Below are 15,061 nucleotides of genomic sequence, written 5' to 3'. Positions count from 1 at the left end.
TGCAACTCAGGTCACCCGGCGACCCAGGCGCACCTTTCAGCCCAGGCGTACGGGTTTGTCGGTGCGCACTCCTACCGCGGTGAGCCAGGAGAGCAGCGGCTCCGCGTCACCGTCCTCGACGAGACTGAGTACGGGGGCGCCGAGGTCCGACCTGCGACCGCCGTCGACCAGCAGCGCGGGGCCGTCGAGCCAGTCGAGCCCTGGCGCGGCTCCCGCCGTGTCCACGGCGGCACAGCAGACCATCGCCACGACGTGGTCGGCGAGCAGCTCGGTGCCCGTGCGGGGCGGCTGGAGGGGGAAGAGCGGGAGCGGGACGGGCCCCCAGAGGTCGAGGGGGTCGGCACCGGCTCCCGTCGGCGCACCGGCGACCGGGGCGCCGCCGCCGGCGCCGCACCCCGGTGCAGCCCTCTTCTCGTCGCGGGCGACGGCGGCGCCGATCCCGGCCGCGAGTGCCTCGCTGTCGGCGCCCGGCGTGGCGAGGTGGTCGATCACACGCGCCAGCGTGGGCACCGCGGAACCACCGGCGGCCGGACGGTCCGGCCCGCCCACGGCGACGCCGGTGGCCACTCCCATGGCATCGAGCACCCGATGCAGGCGTGCCGCCTCCGTCCGCCACTTCCGGTCCACGACCTCTTCCGGGTACTGCTGCCAGTCGACCGGGGACCAGCCGGGCCCGGCCTCCGCCGGCCCTCCGTGGAAGAGCCTGGCGGCCAGCAGCGAGGCCGCCTCGTCGGCCGCCCCGGGCTCCTCGATCAGGTCGCATGCGGGGCGCTCCCCCAGCCGTGAGGTGAAACCCTCGGCCAGCCGGTCGCGCCGGGAGAGCTCCGTGAGCGCGGATACGACACCGGCGTCGAGCCGGGAAGGCCAACGTCCCATCCGCCAGGCCGGCAGCGCCACCCGGGTCAGCAGCCGGTCCCAGCCGGCGTAGGCCAGACCGACCTGCTCCTGGGCGACGATCCGCAGCCCGTGGTCCACCTCCTGGGCGCGCCCCGACGCGGCGGCGGCGACGCACCGCTCCATCTCTGCCGCGTGACCGCGGCAGCCGCGCAGCAGCGCCCTGGCGATCCGTCCCACGAAAGCCGCGGGAACGGCGCGTACGAAGCCCTTGCCGGGCACAGCGGCGTCGGCGATCGCGGCGTCCAGGCCACGGACGAAACGACGGGCGGCGGCTATGTCGGGGTGCGAGGCCGGCCCGGTACCCGCGACGACCGGGGCGAGAACCGCCCGCAGCTCGGCGACCCTCATCCACCACAGGAAAGGAGAGCCGATCACCAGCACGGGTGCCGCCGGCTCCCGGCGGCCACGCCGGGCCTCCGCCGGTTCTCCGAGGCCCTTCGCCCCGGGCCGGCCGGCGGGATGCGTACGGTCCTCCAGCCAGCTGTCGCAGTCCGGGGTGAGCTCTACGGCCGACGGCGCCGGGACGTCGAGCCGGTCGGCGAGGTCGCGGACCAGCCGGTAGAGATCGGGAGCCGAGTCCTCGGTGAGAGGGACGGTCGGACTGACCGCCGGCCTCGCGCGCGCCACCGCGACGGCGACCAGCGCGGCGAGCAGCAGCACCACGACGGCACAGCCCGCCACCGCCCAGCTGACCGCGGACCACACCCCTGGGCCGATGCGTCCCTGGGCGACCGCGGCCAGCAGCACGACGGCCGCGCCCGCCGGCAGGATCGCCAGGGCTGTGGCTCTGCTGCGGATGCGCAGCAGAGCCACAGCCCTGGCCCGCGCTGCGCGCGCACCCAGTTCCTCAACCGAACCGGTACCGGACACGACTGGACGTCACCCCCTCTGCCCCCGCGACGGTGTTGGTCACTCCCCCACTGTGGCACCCGCCACCGACATCGCAATATCGGTGGGCCAAGTGCCGGAACGCTTGCGCCGCACCCTAGTTGGGGCTCCGGCGGGCGTCATCCGGATGGCCGAGTCGTCACTCGATGGAATGGCTTTGGGTAAAGCTGCTGACGTGTCGGTGCCCTGGCATTCGGTGATACCTCGTCCCCTGCTCCCGGTGTTCGGCCACGGCCCCGTCGGCGTTCACGGGCCCCTCGGCGGTCCCGTGACCGGGGACTTGCCCGGCGCGGGGGACTCCCGGCGCGAGAGGCCCCGGACACGCCTGTGCCCGGCGCCTCCGTGAGGGGGGCCGGGCACAGGGGACGGACAGGTCTCAGGCCTCTTCGGCAGCCTTGCGGGCGATGTCCGTGCGGTGCTGGGAGCCGTCGAGCCGGATCCGGCCCACCGCCGTGTAGGCACGCTCCCGGGCCTGCGCGAGGTCCTTGCCGGTCGCCGTGACGGAGAGCACCCGGCCTCCGGCGCTGACGACCGCGTCGCCCTCCTGCCGGGTGCCCGCGTGCAGGACGAACGCGTGAGGTGCATCCTGTGCCACCACGTCGGCGAGGCCCTCGATCGGGTCGCCCGTCCGGGGCGTACCCGGATAGTTGTGCGAGGCGATGACGACGGTGACGGCGGCGTCGTCACGCCATTTCAGCGCGGGTACGACATCCAGGGTGCCGTTGGCCGAACCGAGCAGGATCCCGGCGAGCGGCGTCTTCAGCCGGGCCAGGACCACCTGTGTCTCCGGGTCGCCGAAGCGGGCGTTGAACTCGATGACCCGCACACCGCGTGAGGTGATGGCGAGGCCCGCGTACAGCAGCCCGGAGAACGGGGTACCGCGACGGCGGAGCTCATCCACGGTCGGCTGCAGGACGGTCTGCATGACCTCGTCGACGAGCTTCGGGTCGGCCCACGGCAGCGGGGAGTACGCACCCATGCCGCCGGTGTTCGGGCCCTCGTCGCCGTCCAGGGCGCGCTTGAAGTCCTGGGCCGGCTGCAGGGGCAGCACCGTCGTGCCGTCGGTGATCGCGAAGAGGCTCACCTCGGGACCGTCGAGGAACTCCTCGACGACCACACGGTCGCAGGCCAGGGCGTGGGCACGCGCAGCTTCGACGTCGTCCGTGACGACGACACCCTTGCCGGCCGCGAGACCGTCGTCCTTCACGACGTACGGGGCGCCGAAGGCGTCCAGGGCCTCGTCGATCTCCGCGGGCGTCGTACAGACGTAGCTGCGGGCGGTCGGAACGTTGGCACCGGCCATGACGTCCTTGGCGAACGCCTTGGAGCCCTCCAGCCGGGCAGCCTCGCGCGAAGGGCCGAAACAGGGGATACCGGCCGCGCGCACGGCGTCGGCGACACCGGCGACAAGCGGTGCCTCCGGGCCGACGACCACCAACCCGGCGCCCAGCTCGGTGGCGAGGCGCGCGACGGCTTCACCGTCGAGGGCGTCGACCGGGTGCAGTTCGGCCACCTCTGCGATTCCGGCGTTGCCGGGGGCGCAGTACAGAGCGGTGACATCGGGGTCGAGGGAGAGAGAGCGGCACAGGGCGTGTTCGCGGGCGCCGCCGCCGATGACGAGGACCTTCACGGGGTGCAGCCTAACCGCCGGGGGCCCGGGGCCTCGACGGCCGCCGCTCCCTGGACAGCGGGTGGCCGGGCCGGGAGCGGCCCGCGGAGCCCCGCGGGAGGGCCGGGCGGGAGAATCCGCTACTCGTTGGTGAACTCCTCGACGACCGTGGCGCCCAGCTCGCGGACGATCAGGTCATGCCCGGAGAGCGCGGAGTCGACCAGGTCGGGGTCGTCCGCCTCGGCGGTGTCGTCCTCGGGCGCGACCGACCGCGGCGGCTCGGGCGCCGCGCGGTCGTACGACGACTGCTCGGGCCGCCCGGACTGCTGCGCCGGGGGCTGCTGAGCCGGTGGCGGCGTCTGCGCCGCGGGAGCGGCCGGCCGGGGCTCGTACGACGGAGCCGACGGCGCGGGCGGGGGCTGGTACGGGGCGGCCGGAGGCCTGCCGCCACCGCCTCCGCCACCGGCCTGCGGAGGCTGCCCCCCACCGCCGGACGGGTCGACGACCGCGTCCACCCGCCACCGGGCGTTGAACTGCTCGGCGAGCGCCTGCTTGAGCACCTCTTCGCTGCCGCTGCTCGAAAAGGTGTCACGGGCACCGGCGTTGAGGAAGCCGATCTGCAGGGTGGCGCCGTCGAAGCCGGTGACCTGGGCGTTCTGACTGAGCAGGATCCAGGTGAACCGGCGGCGGTTCTTCACGGCCTCGAGGATGTCCGGCCACATGTTCCGCACCTGGGCGGCGCCCTGCGCCATGTCCTGCCCACCGGACGCGGGCGCCTGCGCGACGGGGGCCGGGGACGCGGGAGCGGGGGCCGGCGCCTGCGCCTGCGCCTGCGGTACACCGCTGCCTGGCGCCGAAGCGGTCGGCCAGCCCCCGGGCCGGCGCGCGGCTTCCGCCCCGCCCGCACCGCTGCCGGCCCCCGCCGCCGCGGGCCAGGCGCCAGGACGCTGACCGGCGGGCTCGGTGGCGGCCGGCTGCTGGGCCGCGAGCGCTTCCTGCGGTGCTGCGGGCCGGGGCTCCTGGGCGGCGGACGGGACCACGGGCGCGGCGGCCACGGGTGCGGCCCGGGGCACCTCGGCGGGGGCGCCACCCGGGAGATCGCCCCGGACCGCCGCACGAGCCGCAGTGGGACCCGCGCCGCTTCCGGCGGGGAGAGTGACGCCCGCCTCATGGGCTTCCGGCCCCGGCACATACCCCATGGCGGGGCCGGGACCGGCAGCGGCGAAGGACGCACCGCGCTCCAGCCGGTCCAGCCGGGCCTGGAGGGAACGCTCGTCGTCGAAGGCGCCGGGCAGCAGCACCCGGGCGCAGATCAGCTCCACCTGGAGCCGGGGCGAGGTCGCCCCGCGCATCTCGGTGAGCCCTTCGTTGACCAGGTCGGCGGCACGGCTCAGCTCCGCGGCGCCGAAGACGGCCGCCTGCGCCTGCATCCGCTCCACGACGTCGGCGGGCGCATCGATGAGCCCCTTCTCCCCGGCATCCGGCACGGCGGCCAGAATCACCAGGTCGCGCAGCCGCTCCAGCAGATCCGCCACGAAGCGCCGGGGGTCGTTGCCCCCCTCGATCACCTGGTCCACGACCTCGAACGCAGCCGCCCCGTCACCGGCGGCGAAGGCGTCCACGATCGAGTCCAGCAGGGAGCCGTCCGTGTAGCCGAGGAGCGAGGTGGCCATGGCGTATGTCACACCGTCGTCGGCGGCGGAAGCCAGCAGCTGGTCCATGACGGACATCGAGTCACGCACGGAGCCTGCGCCGGCCCGCACCACGAGCGGCAGCACGCCGTCCTCGACGGGGCTGTTCTCCTTGCCGCACACCTCTGCGAGGTAACCGCGCAGCGTCCCGGGAGGAACCAGCCGGAAGGGGTAGTGGTGCGTACGCGACCTGATCGTGCCGATGACCTTCTCGGGCTCGGTGGTCGCGAAGATGAACTTGAGATGCTCCGGAGGCTCCTCGACCACCTTCAGCAGGGCGTTGAACCCCGCCGGGGTGACCATGTGCGCCTCGTCGATGATGTAGATCTTGTACCGACTCGACGCGGGTCCGAAGAACGCCTTTTCCCGCAGGTCACGGGCGTCGTCCACGCCACCGTGCGACGCGGCGTCGATCTCGATGACATCGATCGATCCCGGCCCGCCCCGCGCGAGGTCCCGACAGGACTGGCACTCCCCGCACGGGGTCGGCGTGGGGCCCTGTTCGCAGTTCAGACAGCGGGCGAGGATGCGCGCGCTGGTCGTCTTGCCACAGCCACGCGGCCCGCTGAACAGGTACGCGTGATTGACCCGGTTGTTCCTCAGGGCCTGCTGCAGCGGGTCAGTGACATGCTCCTGACCGATGACCTCGGCGAAGGACTCGGGGCGATAACGGCGGTACAGCGCAAGGGACGACACACATACGAGGTTATCGGGGCGGACCGACAACCGGCCCCGCCCGGGCCGGACGCCCGGCGGGACACCGCACCCCGGACACGCAAGGGCCCCCCACGCACCCGCCAGAGCCGACCTACCCTTGCTGCCTTCCGGCCCTGGGGGAGTTCAGTCAGATAGCGCCACGTGAGGGGCTGACGCCCACCTTAGCCGATCCCCGCCCCCTGCCGTCCACCCGCTCCCCGGCCGAACCCCTTCCGGAGGACGCTCCGGAACGATCTCCGGGGAACATGTTCGCGAGCACCCTCCAACGTCTTGTATTGTTTGCCGCGGAGGATTCGCCTAGTGGCCTAGGGCGCACGCTTGGAAAGCGTGTTGGGGGCAACCCCTCACGAGTTCGAATCTCGTATCCTCCGCCATTGCTCTCACCGGGCAATACGTTGAAGGGCCCCACCGCTTGCGGTGGGGCCCTTCGACGTTGGTGGTCTCAGTTTTGGTCTCAGTTGCTCCGAGGTGACGCGTCGGCTCGGTTGCTGGTCCGCTCTCCTCCGCCGCGCACCCCCTCAAGGCCGACGAGCCAGAGCGCGCTCTCGTTGATCATGGGTACGAGTGGATGTCGTTCCCACGGGCCCGATGCTCCGCAGATGGAACAGATCACTCCGTTGAGTGCGAGCGACGCCTGTGGATAACGCTCGTGGCCGAAATCCTCCCTAGTAGTGTCAAGACGTGGCCACTCCCCTGTTCTTTGACACCGCCCTCCACACCCTCCCCTCAGTCCCCGAGGAGGCCGTGGAGCACGGCGAGGTGTTCACCCGGCGTTGGGTCGTCGATCTGATCCTCGACCTTGTGGGCTACACGTCTGACAAAGCCCTCTGCGACCTGAAGCTCGTGGAGCCGGCCTGCGGTTCAGGAGCCTTTCTAGGAGCCGTGGCTTCGCGGATCAGCGCATCCTGCCGCGAGCGAAACCGTCCCATCAGTGACGCAAGCCATGCCGTGCGTGCGCTCGATCTGCTGGAGCGCAACGTCCGCAGGAGCCGCGAAGTCGTCGAGCAGCACTTGGTCGACGACGGCTGGAACCCCACAGATGCCAAGCAGGTGGCGGCGGCCTGGGTCGAGCAGGGTGACTACCTACTCCAGCCCGAAGGGACCCAGCACGCGGACTATGTGGTCGGCAACCCGCCCTACATCCGCCTGGAGGACGTCCCGGCGGACAGAATGGCTGTCTATCGTCACGCGTGTCCCACCATGGGCGGCCGCGCAGACATCTACGTCGGCTTCTTCGAAGTCGCCCTTCGAAGCCTCGGGGCAGGCGGACAACTGGGCTTCATCTGCGCGGACCGTTGGATGCGCAATCAGTACGGCCGGCAGTTGCGCCAGCTGGTGACCAAGAGCTTCAGCATGGACCTGGCTCTGGTCATGCACGATGTGGACGCCTTCGACGACCAGGTCTCCGCGTACCCCGCCATCACGCTGATCAGCAAACGACCCCAAGGCACCGCTGTGGCAGCGGACACCACGCGAGACTTCGGTGCTCCTGAGGCCACCGCCTTCGCACGCTGGTACGCGACTGACCAGACAGAGTCGGTCACGACACCAGCGTTCCAGGCCGCTCGGATGCCGCACTGGTTCCCGGACGAGGACTCCTGGCCGAGTGCTTCACCTGCACGACTGGCAGTCCTCGAGGAACTGACAGAGCGCTTCCACCTGCTTGAGAGCAAGAAGTCCGGTACCCGAGTCGGCATCGGCATCGCCACCGGAGCGGACAAGGTCTTCCTCACCGACGACGGCACGTTGATCGAAGACGACCGCCTCCTGCCGATGGCCATGGTTCGCGACACCACGAGCGGCACGCTCAACTGGAACGGCACCTACCTGGTCAACCCCTGGACGGCCAACGGCGATCTGGTCGACCTCGCCGCGTATCCCCGGCTTGCCAGGTATCTCGACGAACACGGAGCCGCGTTGCGCAAGCGCTACGTAGCGGTCAAGCAGCCACACCGCTGGTACAAGACCATCGACAAGGTCGATCATGCGCTGACTCGGCGGCCCAAGCTGCTGCTCCCGGACATGAAGCTGACGATCCATCCGGTACTCGACGAGGGCGGACTGTACCCTCACCACAACCTGTACTTCATCGTCTCGGACGTCTGGGACATGCGCGTGCTGGGTGGTCTCCTACTCTCCAAGGTCGCGGAAGCATTCGTGGAGGCGTACGCGGTCAAGATGCGAGGGGGGACCCTCCGCTTCCAGGCTCAGTACCTCCGCAAGATCCGGGTCCCAGACCCGGAAGCGATCAGCGAGCGCGACCGAGAAGCCCTGGCGGCAGCTTTCGACAAGCGAGACGTGAGGGCCGCCACGGAGGCCGCCCTGCGCGTCTACGGACTTGCCGAGCTTCCTGACTAGGAGAGCGGATCTTGACGGTCACCCGCCAGGACTTCGAGGACGCGATAGCGACCTATTGGGGCGCCAAGCAGCTGCAGCGGGAGCAGTCCGCGATCAAGGCCGCGGTCGGCGCCGGCACCGCCGGATCCGTGCGCGGTGGTAAGCACTTCGACGCGATCGCGATCCTCCTGTCGAAGTTCTTCCTCGAAGCCGGCTACCCGCCCGAGAGCATCCGGGTCACCAAGAAACAAGGTCTGGAACTCCCCGGTTACTACCGCCCCCAGAAGCAGTGGGACCTCGTGGTGGTCCACGAGGGAGTGCTGGTTGCGGCTTTCGAACTGAAGGCCCTCGGTGGGCCGTCGTTCGGAAACAACTACAACAACCGGGTTGAGGAAGCACTCGGCAGCGCGGTGGATCTGCGACGGGCCGCCTTGGCCGAGCTGTATCCGAAGGAGAAGCCCTGGCTCGGTTACTTCTTCATCATGGAGGACGGCAGCGGCTCTCGGAGGCCGGTCAGCATCGCGGAGGGCGCGCTGCCTGCCGATTCAATCTGGCACGGCACCTCGTATCAGGACCGGTTCGGGATCTTCTGCGAGCGCCTTGTGGCCGAGCAGCTGTACGACGCCGCTTGCTATGTCACGTCCTCAGCCGAGGACCCCAAGCCCGTCGAACTGGTGAACAGCCTTGACTGGCGGCACTTCTCGGCTGCCATAAGCGCCCGCCTCACGTATTTGAAGGAGCTCGGGATCCCCGGCTAGGAAAAAGGACGAGCGGGCCCCGACCGATCTGGTCGAGGCCCCGCATTCGGATGCCTTCGCAGGGGCGAGGTCCCCAACCTCGATCTTGCTTGACGGTCCGCCGCGGAGTCGGTCGGCCGTTTCGTGTGGTGGGTAGAGGGGCAGGTCGGGGGCCCAAATGTCGTCTCGGGGTGGCGCGGGGTTTCACTGCTCCGGGTGAAGGGCTCGCGTGGGAACGGGGAGACCTTCTGGTCACCCGGGGTTCGGTAGGAGAGCGAGCCGTTCGAGGGCGTCGATGATCACGTGGGTCCAGGGCCAGTGCCGGCCGGAGGCGGGGGTGTGCGTGTATTTCGCCTCACGGCGAGCCGCCGACGGGGCCGCCGGGGGTCGTCCCACCGGCCGGGGGAGCAGGCACGGGTGGGGGTGGCATGGCGCGGCGCGGGCGCGGGCGCGGGAAAAGGCGGCGGGCACGGCCCCGGGGGCGAAGGTGCGCTTCCACCGCGGCCATGTAGCGCTCGCGGACATCCGCCAACGCCCGTAGGTCGATCACCGACGTCGGGATCACCATCGCCGTGTCGTCCGCCCCTGGGGGCGAGAGCCACGCATCCTTCATGCTCTGCCCGGCCACCGTCCGCGTACGGGCGACAAGTTCGTCATACGCGGCGCCCACCTCCGGAGCCTCGAAGCGGACCCACGCCTCGTGCCAGGTCAGTCTGGACTGGATCTCTCGCAGCTGCTCCGACAGGCGGACCCGCTCCTCGGCGGCAGCGTCCGCGCGGCGGCGCCGCACGGCGTAAGCCATCTCCGCGTACTGGATGCTCGCCTCGTACGCGCTCGCGAACAATTCCTGCTTCCGCTCCTGCAGCTGGGCGCGACGGCCAATCCGCGCCTGGAGGCCGAGGACGAGGCCGGTCACGAGTGCGGCGAAAACAGCGGCGTAGGGGCCGAAGACTTTGATCGCGTCAGCCAATGATGTGGTCCTGTTCGTCGAGGCCCGGCGAACCGTGGCCGTGGGGTGCTTCGAAGCCCGGCCAGATGTTGGTGGCGCGGTAGGCGGACTCCCAGCGCAGATGGCGGACGATGATCGCGATGAGGAGCCGCCCGCCGTCACCGGGCGTCCAGCGGCGCGAAGGGGCGTCCTTCGGGTACCAGAGGCAAAGGGAGCCGTCGGAGTTGCGGTGGGCGGGACAGTCAGGTCCGCGTGCGTGGACGCGGGGGAATGCCGGATCGCTGGGAGCGAAGACGATGCGGAGACTGTGCGAGGGCAGGATCTGCACGTGCGGGTAGACCTGGACAGTGAAACCGGACGCGAAGTCGGCGGGCTTCTCCACCTCGCGCACGTCGAGCCCCGTTGAACACATCTCGGTCAACAGCTTGGCGCGGGCCATGGGACGGGCGAACCAAGGACGGCGCGCGGGACGCCGGTCACCGCTCAACGGCCACGTCCTCTCTCCACGAGCGCGTCTTCGGAAGGAGCACGCTCGCGCCGGCGAGACCGAGGCTGGCGGTGGTGCTCAGGGGAGTGGAGGCGGCGGAGAAGACGCGCTCGCGTTCACGCATCGTCTTGGGGAAGAGCTGCTCCAAGACCTCCGCCACCGTCTCGATGTCGTCGGGGTCGGCTATGGCCTTCGCGAGCTTGTCGGCGGCGACCCGCAGCCGCCGCTCCGCGTCCGCATCAGGGATCAGCGGCTTGAGGTCGGGCGAGACGGAGCGCGGATCCTTGGTCGGCTCGCCACGCTGGAGGCGCAGGGCGGCCTCCCGCAGCACCGTGTGGACGGCGCCGACGAGGCCCATTCGCGGCTCGACGAACTCATATGCCCATACCGAGAGTTGGTGCGAGGAAAAGCCTGGCTTCGTAGCCTGAGCATTCCACGCCTTAAGGATGCGGATGGCGCGGCGCCGGGTGCGCCGCAGGGCGTCGGCGCCGGATGTCAACAGCTCCACGTGGCCTTGGGGGTCGCTGGCACTCCATGCCTTCTTGGAGCCCTGGGCCCGCTGCAGGTCGGGGATCCACAGTCCGCGCCCATCGCGGCGGCGCAGCGCCACGATGAGATCGACCGTGACATCCGTGCCGTTAACCGGAGCACCGAAATGAATCTTGAGACCCCGCCGGGACTTGCACACTCGCGCTTTTGGATAAGACGGGGTGCGCCCCGGGTCGCGGAGCTTCGGACCGATGAACGCGACGAGTTCGTCGGTGACGGCGTGCGGGGCCTCCCATTCGCCGTCAGGACCAAGCTCCGGGTGCCGGACACGGTCCAGGATGATCCCGCCGTCCCCGTCGCTGACGGCTCCCGCGTGCGGCTGAATGTGGGTGCGAACGGGGATCGAACCCGAGCTGTACGACGTACGGCCCTCGGGGTGCTGCTCGGCCAACCTGCGGGCCAGCACCAGACGTTCGCGCGTCGCCGCGAGGACGTCGGGATCTACGTTGATCAGAGTGAGCAGGTCGTCGAACTGATTGTGCAGATGTGCCATGACCGTTCCTTGCGGGCGGGGGTGCGGTGCGTGGACAGACAGCCGGCACGGGCGTGTACCGTGCTCCGAGTCTGACGCACGCCACTGACAACGCCCCCGCTCTGAGCGGGAGTCACAGCCCAGCGCGGCCCGGTCGATGAGACGGTCACCGAGGTCAAGGGCCGGCGCCGCCAGGTCTCACGACTCCCCAGAGTCATCGGGTTCTTCCTTGTCCTGGGTAAGGATCCGGCCCCCGACGAAAACCACAGCCAGAGCCAGCCCGGAACCGACACCGACCATGACCTTCTTCAGTAGACCGTCCACGTGCCGCTTGTGCTCAGAGTCCTTCTGAGAAGCAAGTCTTGCCGTTTCCTGGATGAGTTCGAGGAGGTGCTTCCTCTGTTCCCAGGTCAGGTCGCCTCTGTGGAGTTCTCGCTCGAAGATCACCCGGTTCTCCCGGAGGGCCTGGTAAACCTGATCCAGGCTATGCCTGCCGTCCGCGAGAGTGGCCTCGTGGGCCTTCTCAATGGCGCCGAAGGCATCCGTGGCGAACTTCCTGAACTCGGGGAACTGTTCGACGATCTTCATGGCCACTTCGGTGTCCATGTCAGGCATCATGGCCGCGAACTTGACCGCTTTCTCCTTGGAGAGATGCCTCCAGGTGTCGATCCCGAGCGCGCGCATGATCTCGGCTTCGTTCTTGTACTTCATGCCGTGGGGCCTCCATCGCTCTCCTTCGCAGCGCGTTCTTCCGCGCTGCGGGCCGCTAACTCTGCCCATCGCCGTACGTGGCGGGATTACGCGCCCGGTCCACAGCCTGTGCGCACGCCTCCCCGTAGGCCGACGAGACCGCGTTCTCGTCCGTGCCCCGCACGTGGGCCTCGACCTCCTGGCCTGGCCGACGAGAAGTGTGCCAGCGGACTGGCAGGTCCGTGTACAGATCGGGCTCGAAGTCCCAGGCCCATGTCGACCATCGGGCAGGACTCCCGACGTTGAGCCGTTCACCTCCCGTCAGGAACACGGCATGAGCGTGGTGCACCATTCGGCGGTCGGGAACCTCATGGCGGATGAGCTGGGCTCCACCTCCCGCCTCGGCCTCCCAGTGTTCCCGCCCCATCTCCTCGACCTGTGCCGCCTGGCCTGGCCGGTCCTCGCTCCACTGGGCAATCACTTGCTCCGCGTGCTCGCGGGCGGCGAAGGCCAGGCGTCGGCCGCCAAGGTCAGCGAGGTAGACAGCTGAGTCGACCGAGGCAGGGCCGGAGCGCACGGCGGCACGGGAGCCAACCTCCTCCGCGGCGTCCGCAGGCACGGCCCAGAGCAGGGCTCCGATCTTGGCAGCAGTCTGCTGCAGGACGGGGCCGGTCATGTGCTGGTAGCGGCGGCGCATCCGTGCGGACTTGCCGGGCTCCCAGCCCATGATGCTGTCGACGACGGCGTCGGAGATCCCGAGGATGAGCAGGACCGTGGCCGCCGTGTGGCGGGCGTCGTGAAGGCGGCCGTCGCGAACCCCCGCAGCCTTCAGCAGGTCCTTCCACCGGTGGAAGTCGGTGTTCGGGTTCAGGGGTTCACCGACCGGCGAGGTGAAGACGTACTCCTTCTCCGTCCAGAGGTCACGGGCGAGAGCGCGCTCTCGGCCCTGCTCCTCCTTGTGCCGGCGGAGCAGGGTCATCAGCTCGTCAGGAACGCCGATGGGCCGCTGACCGGCTCGTGACTTCACGCTCTTGGTCTCGCGCCGGACGTTGATCTTCTGCGGGCAGTAGCCGGGCTTGCGCCCGCAGCGGTTACCGCAGCCGTGCTCGTAGCGGGGCCGGAGGCGCCCTCGTCGGACACGGATGACTCCGAGCTCAAAGTCGATGTCGGTCCACTGCATGCCGAGGACCTCGCCCTGACGGAGTCCGAGCGCCAAGGCGATGACCCAGCGGGCCGCGTTGCGGTGCTTCCCCGCCTCCGCCAGGAGGCATTGGACCTCCTCGACCGAGTACGGCTCGACTTCGTCCTCTTCGAGACGCGGGGCCTTCGCGATCGTCGCCGGATTCCGGACGACGTGCCCACGGCGCACGGCTTCGTTGAGCGCGGTACGGAGGGTGCGGTGCACCTGGTGGGCAGTGCCGGCGGCGCTGCCAGTCTCCTGCATCTTCTTGTAGAAGCGCTCCAGGTGCTCCGGCTCCAGCTTCTCCAGGCGGTGGGCACCAAGGCCGGGTACGAGGTGGTAGTTCACCGCAACCCGGTAGCCGTCGATGGTGTTCTCGGAGACGTTCGGCGCTGCGATGTTCTCGACCCAGTGGGTTAGCCAGGTCGCAAGCGTCCAGCTCTGGCCGGCCTTGCGCACCGCGCCCTTGTCCCGCTGGCGCTCCAGCTCGCGGACGACCTTGGTGACCTCGGCGCGGGTCTTACGGCTGACGTGGCGGCGGTCAGGGGTGCCGTCGTCCTTGACGCCGACGGTGACTCGGCCGTGCCAGCGTCCGTCCTTGCCGAGGTAGATGGACGAGGCGCCGTTGGGCTGGCGGGGCTTCGATGCGAAGGAGCGAGTCACGCGGCGGCCCTGAAGTCGGTTGTCGACAGGCGGCGGGCCAGGAAGTCGTTCACTGCCTCCGCCGGGATGCGGCGCAGGCTCCCGATCTTGACGGATGCGATCTCGCCGGAGGAGACGTACTCGTAGAGCTTGGTGCGGCCGATGCCGATTCGGCGGGCGGCCTCGGTGACGGTGAGCGCGACAAGGGTCGTGTCCCCAGTGGGGCGGCGCTCGGCCATCAGAGTGCGCAGGGCGTCTTCGGGGACATCCAGAAGCTGGGCTATCTGGGAAACGGGCAGGACGGGCTGCGGCATGGAGGTGCTCCTTGCGCCGGCCTGCGGCGTCGAGGGAGCGGCAACTCCCGTCGGCCTGGCCAGCGGCGTCGTTCAGGGATGGATGGGGCGGTGGATGATCGTCGGCGATGGCAGTCGCCGTGTGGGGCTCGTTGGCGTTCGTAGCGCCGCAGAAAGACAGTGGTCGGCTACTCGCCGGCCGGTGACTGCTTCTGATTTCTCAGGTGAGCCCTGGACGGGTGCAGATTTCTCTGCTGCGTCCGTTCTTCGAACCGCAGGAGTTCGTCGACCTGTCCTCTCTGCTCAGGACCCTTGTCACCGTAGGCGTTGAGTTCGACATCGATCTCACGCAGGTGCATCTGGTTTCGGTCGATCGCCGCTCGCAGTTGGCGGTACTCCAGCGTCATCTGAACGTACTCGTGTGCGAGCTGGCGGATGCGGGGCGTGGCCAGCTCGTCCGGCGGCCCGGTCAGGTCCTGCATGGTGAGATCGAAGACCTTGCAGAAGCCGAGCGCCTCGTCGAGGTTGACCCTGCGACGCGGCTTGCCGCTCTCGATGCGCCAGATCGCGGATTGATTGATCGGATGGCCGACGGCGGCCATCTCCTCGGCGAGCTTCACCGTGCTCCAACCGCGGACCTCGCGTTCCAGCTTGACGCGTGCGGCGACGTGATCTTCCGGCACCGGTCGGCCTGGGCCGGCGCGCTCCGCGCCCTCCTCCTCGCTCACTCACACCTCCCTTCACGCGATAACAGATCAGTTCGATCCAGCACCCACAACTAAACATCGTTGCGGATTGAAATGCAAGGCATTGCGTTACCGAAAATCTCGGCTATGGTCGTAGTCCGCCGTACAGCGACGGACGGAACCGCACACGCAAAGCGGCCCCGGTGCTACGAACACCGGGGCCGAAGTAGAGGCTCC

Annotated in this window: 12 protein-coding genes, 1 tRNA gene and 1 other RNA gene; 3 read left to right on the top strand and 11 right to left on the bottom strand. The window is 69.6% G+C overall.

Annotated elements, in window-relative coordinates; translation table 11 throughout:
• Positions 1-36: 36 nt before the first annotated feature.
• From ACF1FZ_RS17225 to ffs, 4 genes are all read right to left on the bottom strand, one after another.
• Complete coding sequence (locus ACF1FZ_RS17225; RefSeq protein ID WP_391774203.1) at positions 37-1,767, bottom strand: hypothetical protein; 1,731 nt, start codon at positions 1,765-1,767, stop codon at positions 37-39.
• 394 nt (positions 1,768-2,161) lie between these two features.
• Positions 2,162-3,415 carry a phosphoribosylamine--glycine ligase gene (gene purD / locus ACF1FZ_RS17220; protein WP_391774202.1) on the bottom strand — a complete coding sequence of 418 codons (1,254 nt, stop codon included), beginning with the start codon at positions 3,413-3,415 and terminating at the stop codon, positions 2,162-2,164.
• A 119-nt stretch (positions 3,416-3,534) separates the two neighbouring features.
• Complete coding sequence (locus ACF1FZ_RS17215) at positions 3,535-5,781, bottom strand: DNA polymerase III subunit gamma and tau (protein ID WP_391774201.1); 2,247 nt, start codon at positions 5,779-5,781, stop codon at positions 3,535-3,537.
• 78 nt (positions 5,782-5,859) lie between these two features.
• Positions 5,860-5,956: signal recognition particle sRNA small type (gene ffs, locus ACF1FZ_RS17210), an RNA gene on the bottom strand.
• A 132-nt stretch (positions 5,957-6,088) separates the two neighbouring features.
• Here ffs and ACF1FZ_RS17205 point away from each other — a divergent pair.
• The 3 genes from ACF1FZ_RS17205 (at position 6,089) to ACF1FZ_RS17195 (ending at position 8,897) form a co-directional block, all read left to right on the top strand.
• A tRNA-Ser gene (locus tag ACF1FZ_RS17205) sits at positions 6,089-6,176 on the top strand.
• Between the two features lie 307 nt (positions 6,177-6,483).
• Complete coding sequence (locus ACF1FZ_RS17200) at positions 6,484-8,160, top strand: Eco57I restriction-modification methylase domain-containing protein (protein WP_391774200.1); 1,677 nt, start codon at positions 6,484-6,486, stop codon at positions 8,158-8,160.
• An 11-nt stretch (positions 8,161-8,171) separates the two neighbouring features.
• Positions 8,172-8,897 (top strand): PaeR7I family type II restriction endonuclease, encoded by a 726-nt coding sequence (locus ACF1FZ_RS17195; RefSeq protein ID WP_030594928.1) that lies wholly within the window; start codon positions 8,172-8,174, stop codon positions 8,895-8,897.
• Positions 8,898-9,231: 334 nt separating this feature from the next.
• Here the strand turns inward: ACF1FZ_RS17195 and ACF1FZ_RS17190 are convergent, their stop codons facing one another.
• From ACF1FZ_RS17190 to ACF1FZ_RS17160, 7 genes are all read right to left on the bottom strand, one after another.
• On the bottom strand, positions 9,232-9,846 hold the full coding sequence (locus ACF1FZ_RS17190; protein WP_391774199.1) for a hypothetical protein: 615 nt from the start codon (positions 9,844-9,846) through the stop codon (positions 9,232-9,234).
• A complete protein-coding gene (locus tag ACF1FZ_RS17185; RefSeq protein WP_391774198.1) occupies positions 9,839-10,264 on the bottom strand; it encodes a hypothetical protein in 426 nt (141 codons plus the stop codon). Before ACF1FZ_RS17185 ends, ACF1FZ_RS17190 begins: the two co-directional genes overlap by 8 nt.
• Positions 10,265-10,301: 37 nt before the next feature.
• On the bottom strand, positions 10,302-11,354 hold the full coding sequence (locus tag ACF1FZ_RS17180; protein WP_384072696.1) for a hypothetical protein: 1,053 nt from the start codon (positions 11,352-11,354) through the stop codon (positions 10,302-10,304).
• A gap of 177 nt (positions 11,355-11,531) precedes the next feature.
• Positions 11,532-12,044 carry a hypothetical protein gene (locus ACF1FZ_RS17175; protein WP_361899080.1) on the bottom strand — a complete coding sequence of 171 codons (513 nt, stop codon included), beginning with the start codon at positions 12,042-12,044 and terminating at the stop codon, positions 11,532-11,534.
• 55 nt (positions 12,045-12,099) lie between these two features.
• Entirely contained in the window at positions 12,100-13,866 is a 1,767-nt protein-coding gene (locus ACF1FZ_RS17170) for a tyrosine-type recombinase/integrase (protein ID WP_391774197.1), read from the bottom strand.
• On the bottom strand, positions 13,863-14,159 hold the full coding sequence (locus tag ACF1FZ_RS17165) for a helix-turn-helix domain-containing protein (RefSeq protein WP_391774196.1): 297 nt from the start codon (positions 14,157-14,159) through the stop codon (positions 13,863-13,865). The genes ACF1FZ_RS17170 and ACF1FZ_RS17165 overlap by 4 nt, the downstream gene beginning before the upstream one ends.
• Positions 14,160-14,326: 167 nt before the next feature.
• Positions 14,327-14,821, bottom strand: a complete 495-nt coding sequence (locus ACF1FZ_RS17160; RefSeq protein WP_391774257.1) for a helix-turn-helix domain-containing protein — start codon at positions 14,819-14,821, stop codon at positions 14,327-14,329.
• Between the last annotated feature and the right edge of the window lie 240 nt (positions 14,822-15,061).

Origin of the sequence: Streptomyces sp. NPDC014623 (assembly GCF_043088245.1) — a bacterium.
Taxonomy (GTDB): Bacteria; Actinomycetota; Actinomycetes; order Streptomycetales; family Streptomycetaceae; genus Streptomyces.
This window is presented reverse-complemented; position numbering and strand designations above follow the sequence as displayed.

Excerpts from the sequence above, each read along its gene's own strand:
- ACF1FZ_RS17165 (WP_391774196.1), bottom strand. The coding sequence starts at position 14,159 with ATGCCGCAGCCCGTCCTGCCCGTTTCCCAGATAGCCCAGCTTCTGGAT.
- ACF1FZ_RS17180 (WP_384072696.1), bottom strand. The coding sequence starts at position 11,354 with ATGGCACATCTGCACAATCAGTTCGACGACCTGCTCACTCTGATCAAC.
- ACF1FZ_RS17175 (WP_361899080.1), bottom strand. The coding sequence starts at position 12,044 with ATGAAGTACAAGAACGAAGCCGAGATCATGCGCGCGCTCGGGATCGAC.
- ACF1FZ_RS17185 (WP_391774198.1), bottom strand. The coding sequence starts at position 10,264 with ATGGCCCGCGCCAAGCTGTTGACCGAGATGTGTTCAACGGGGCTCGAC.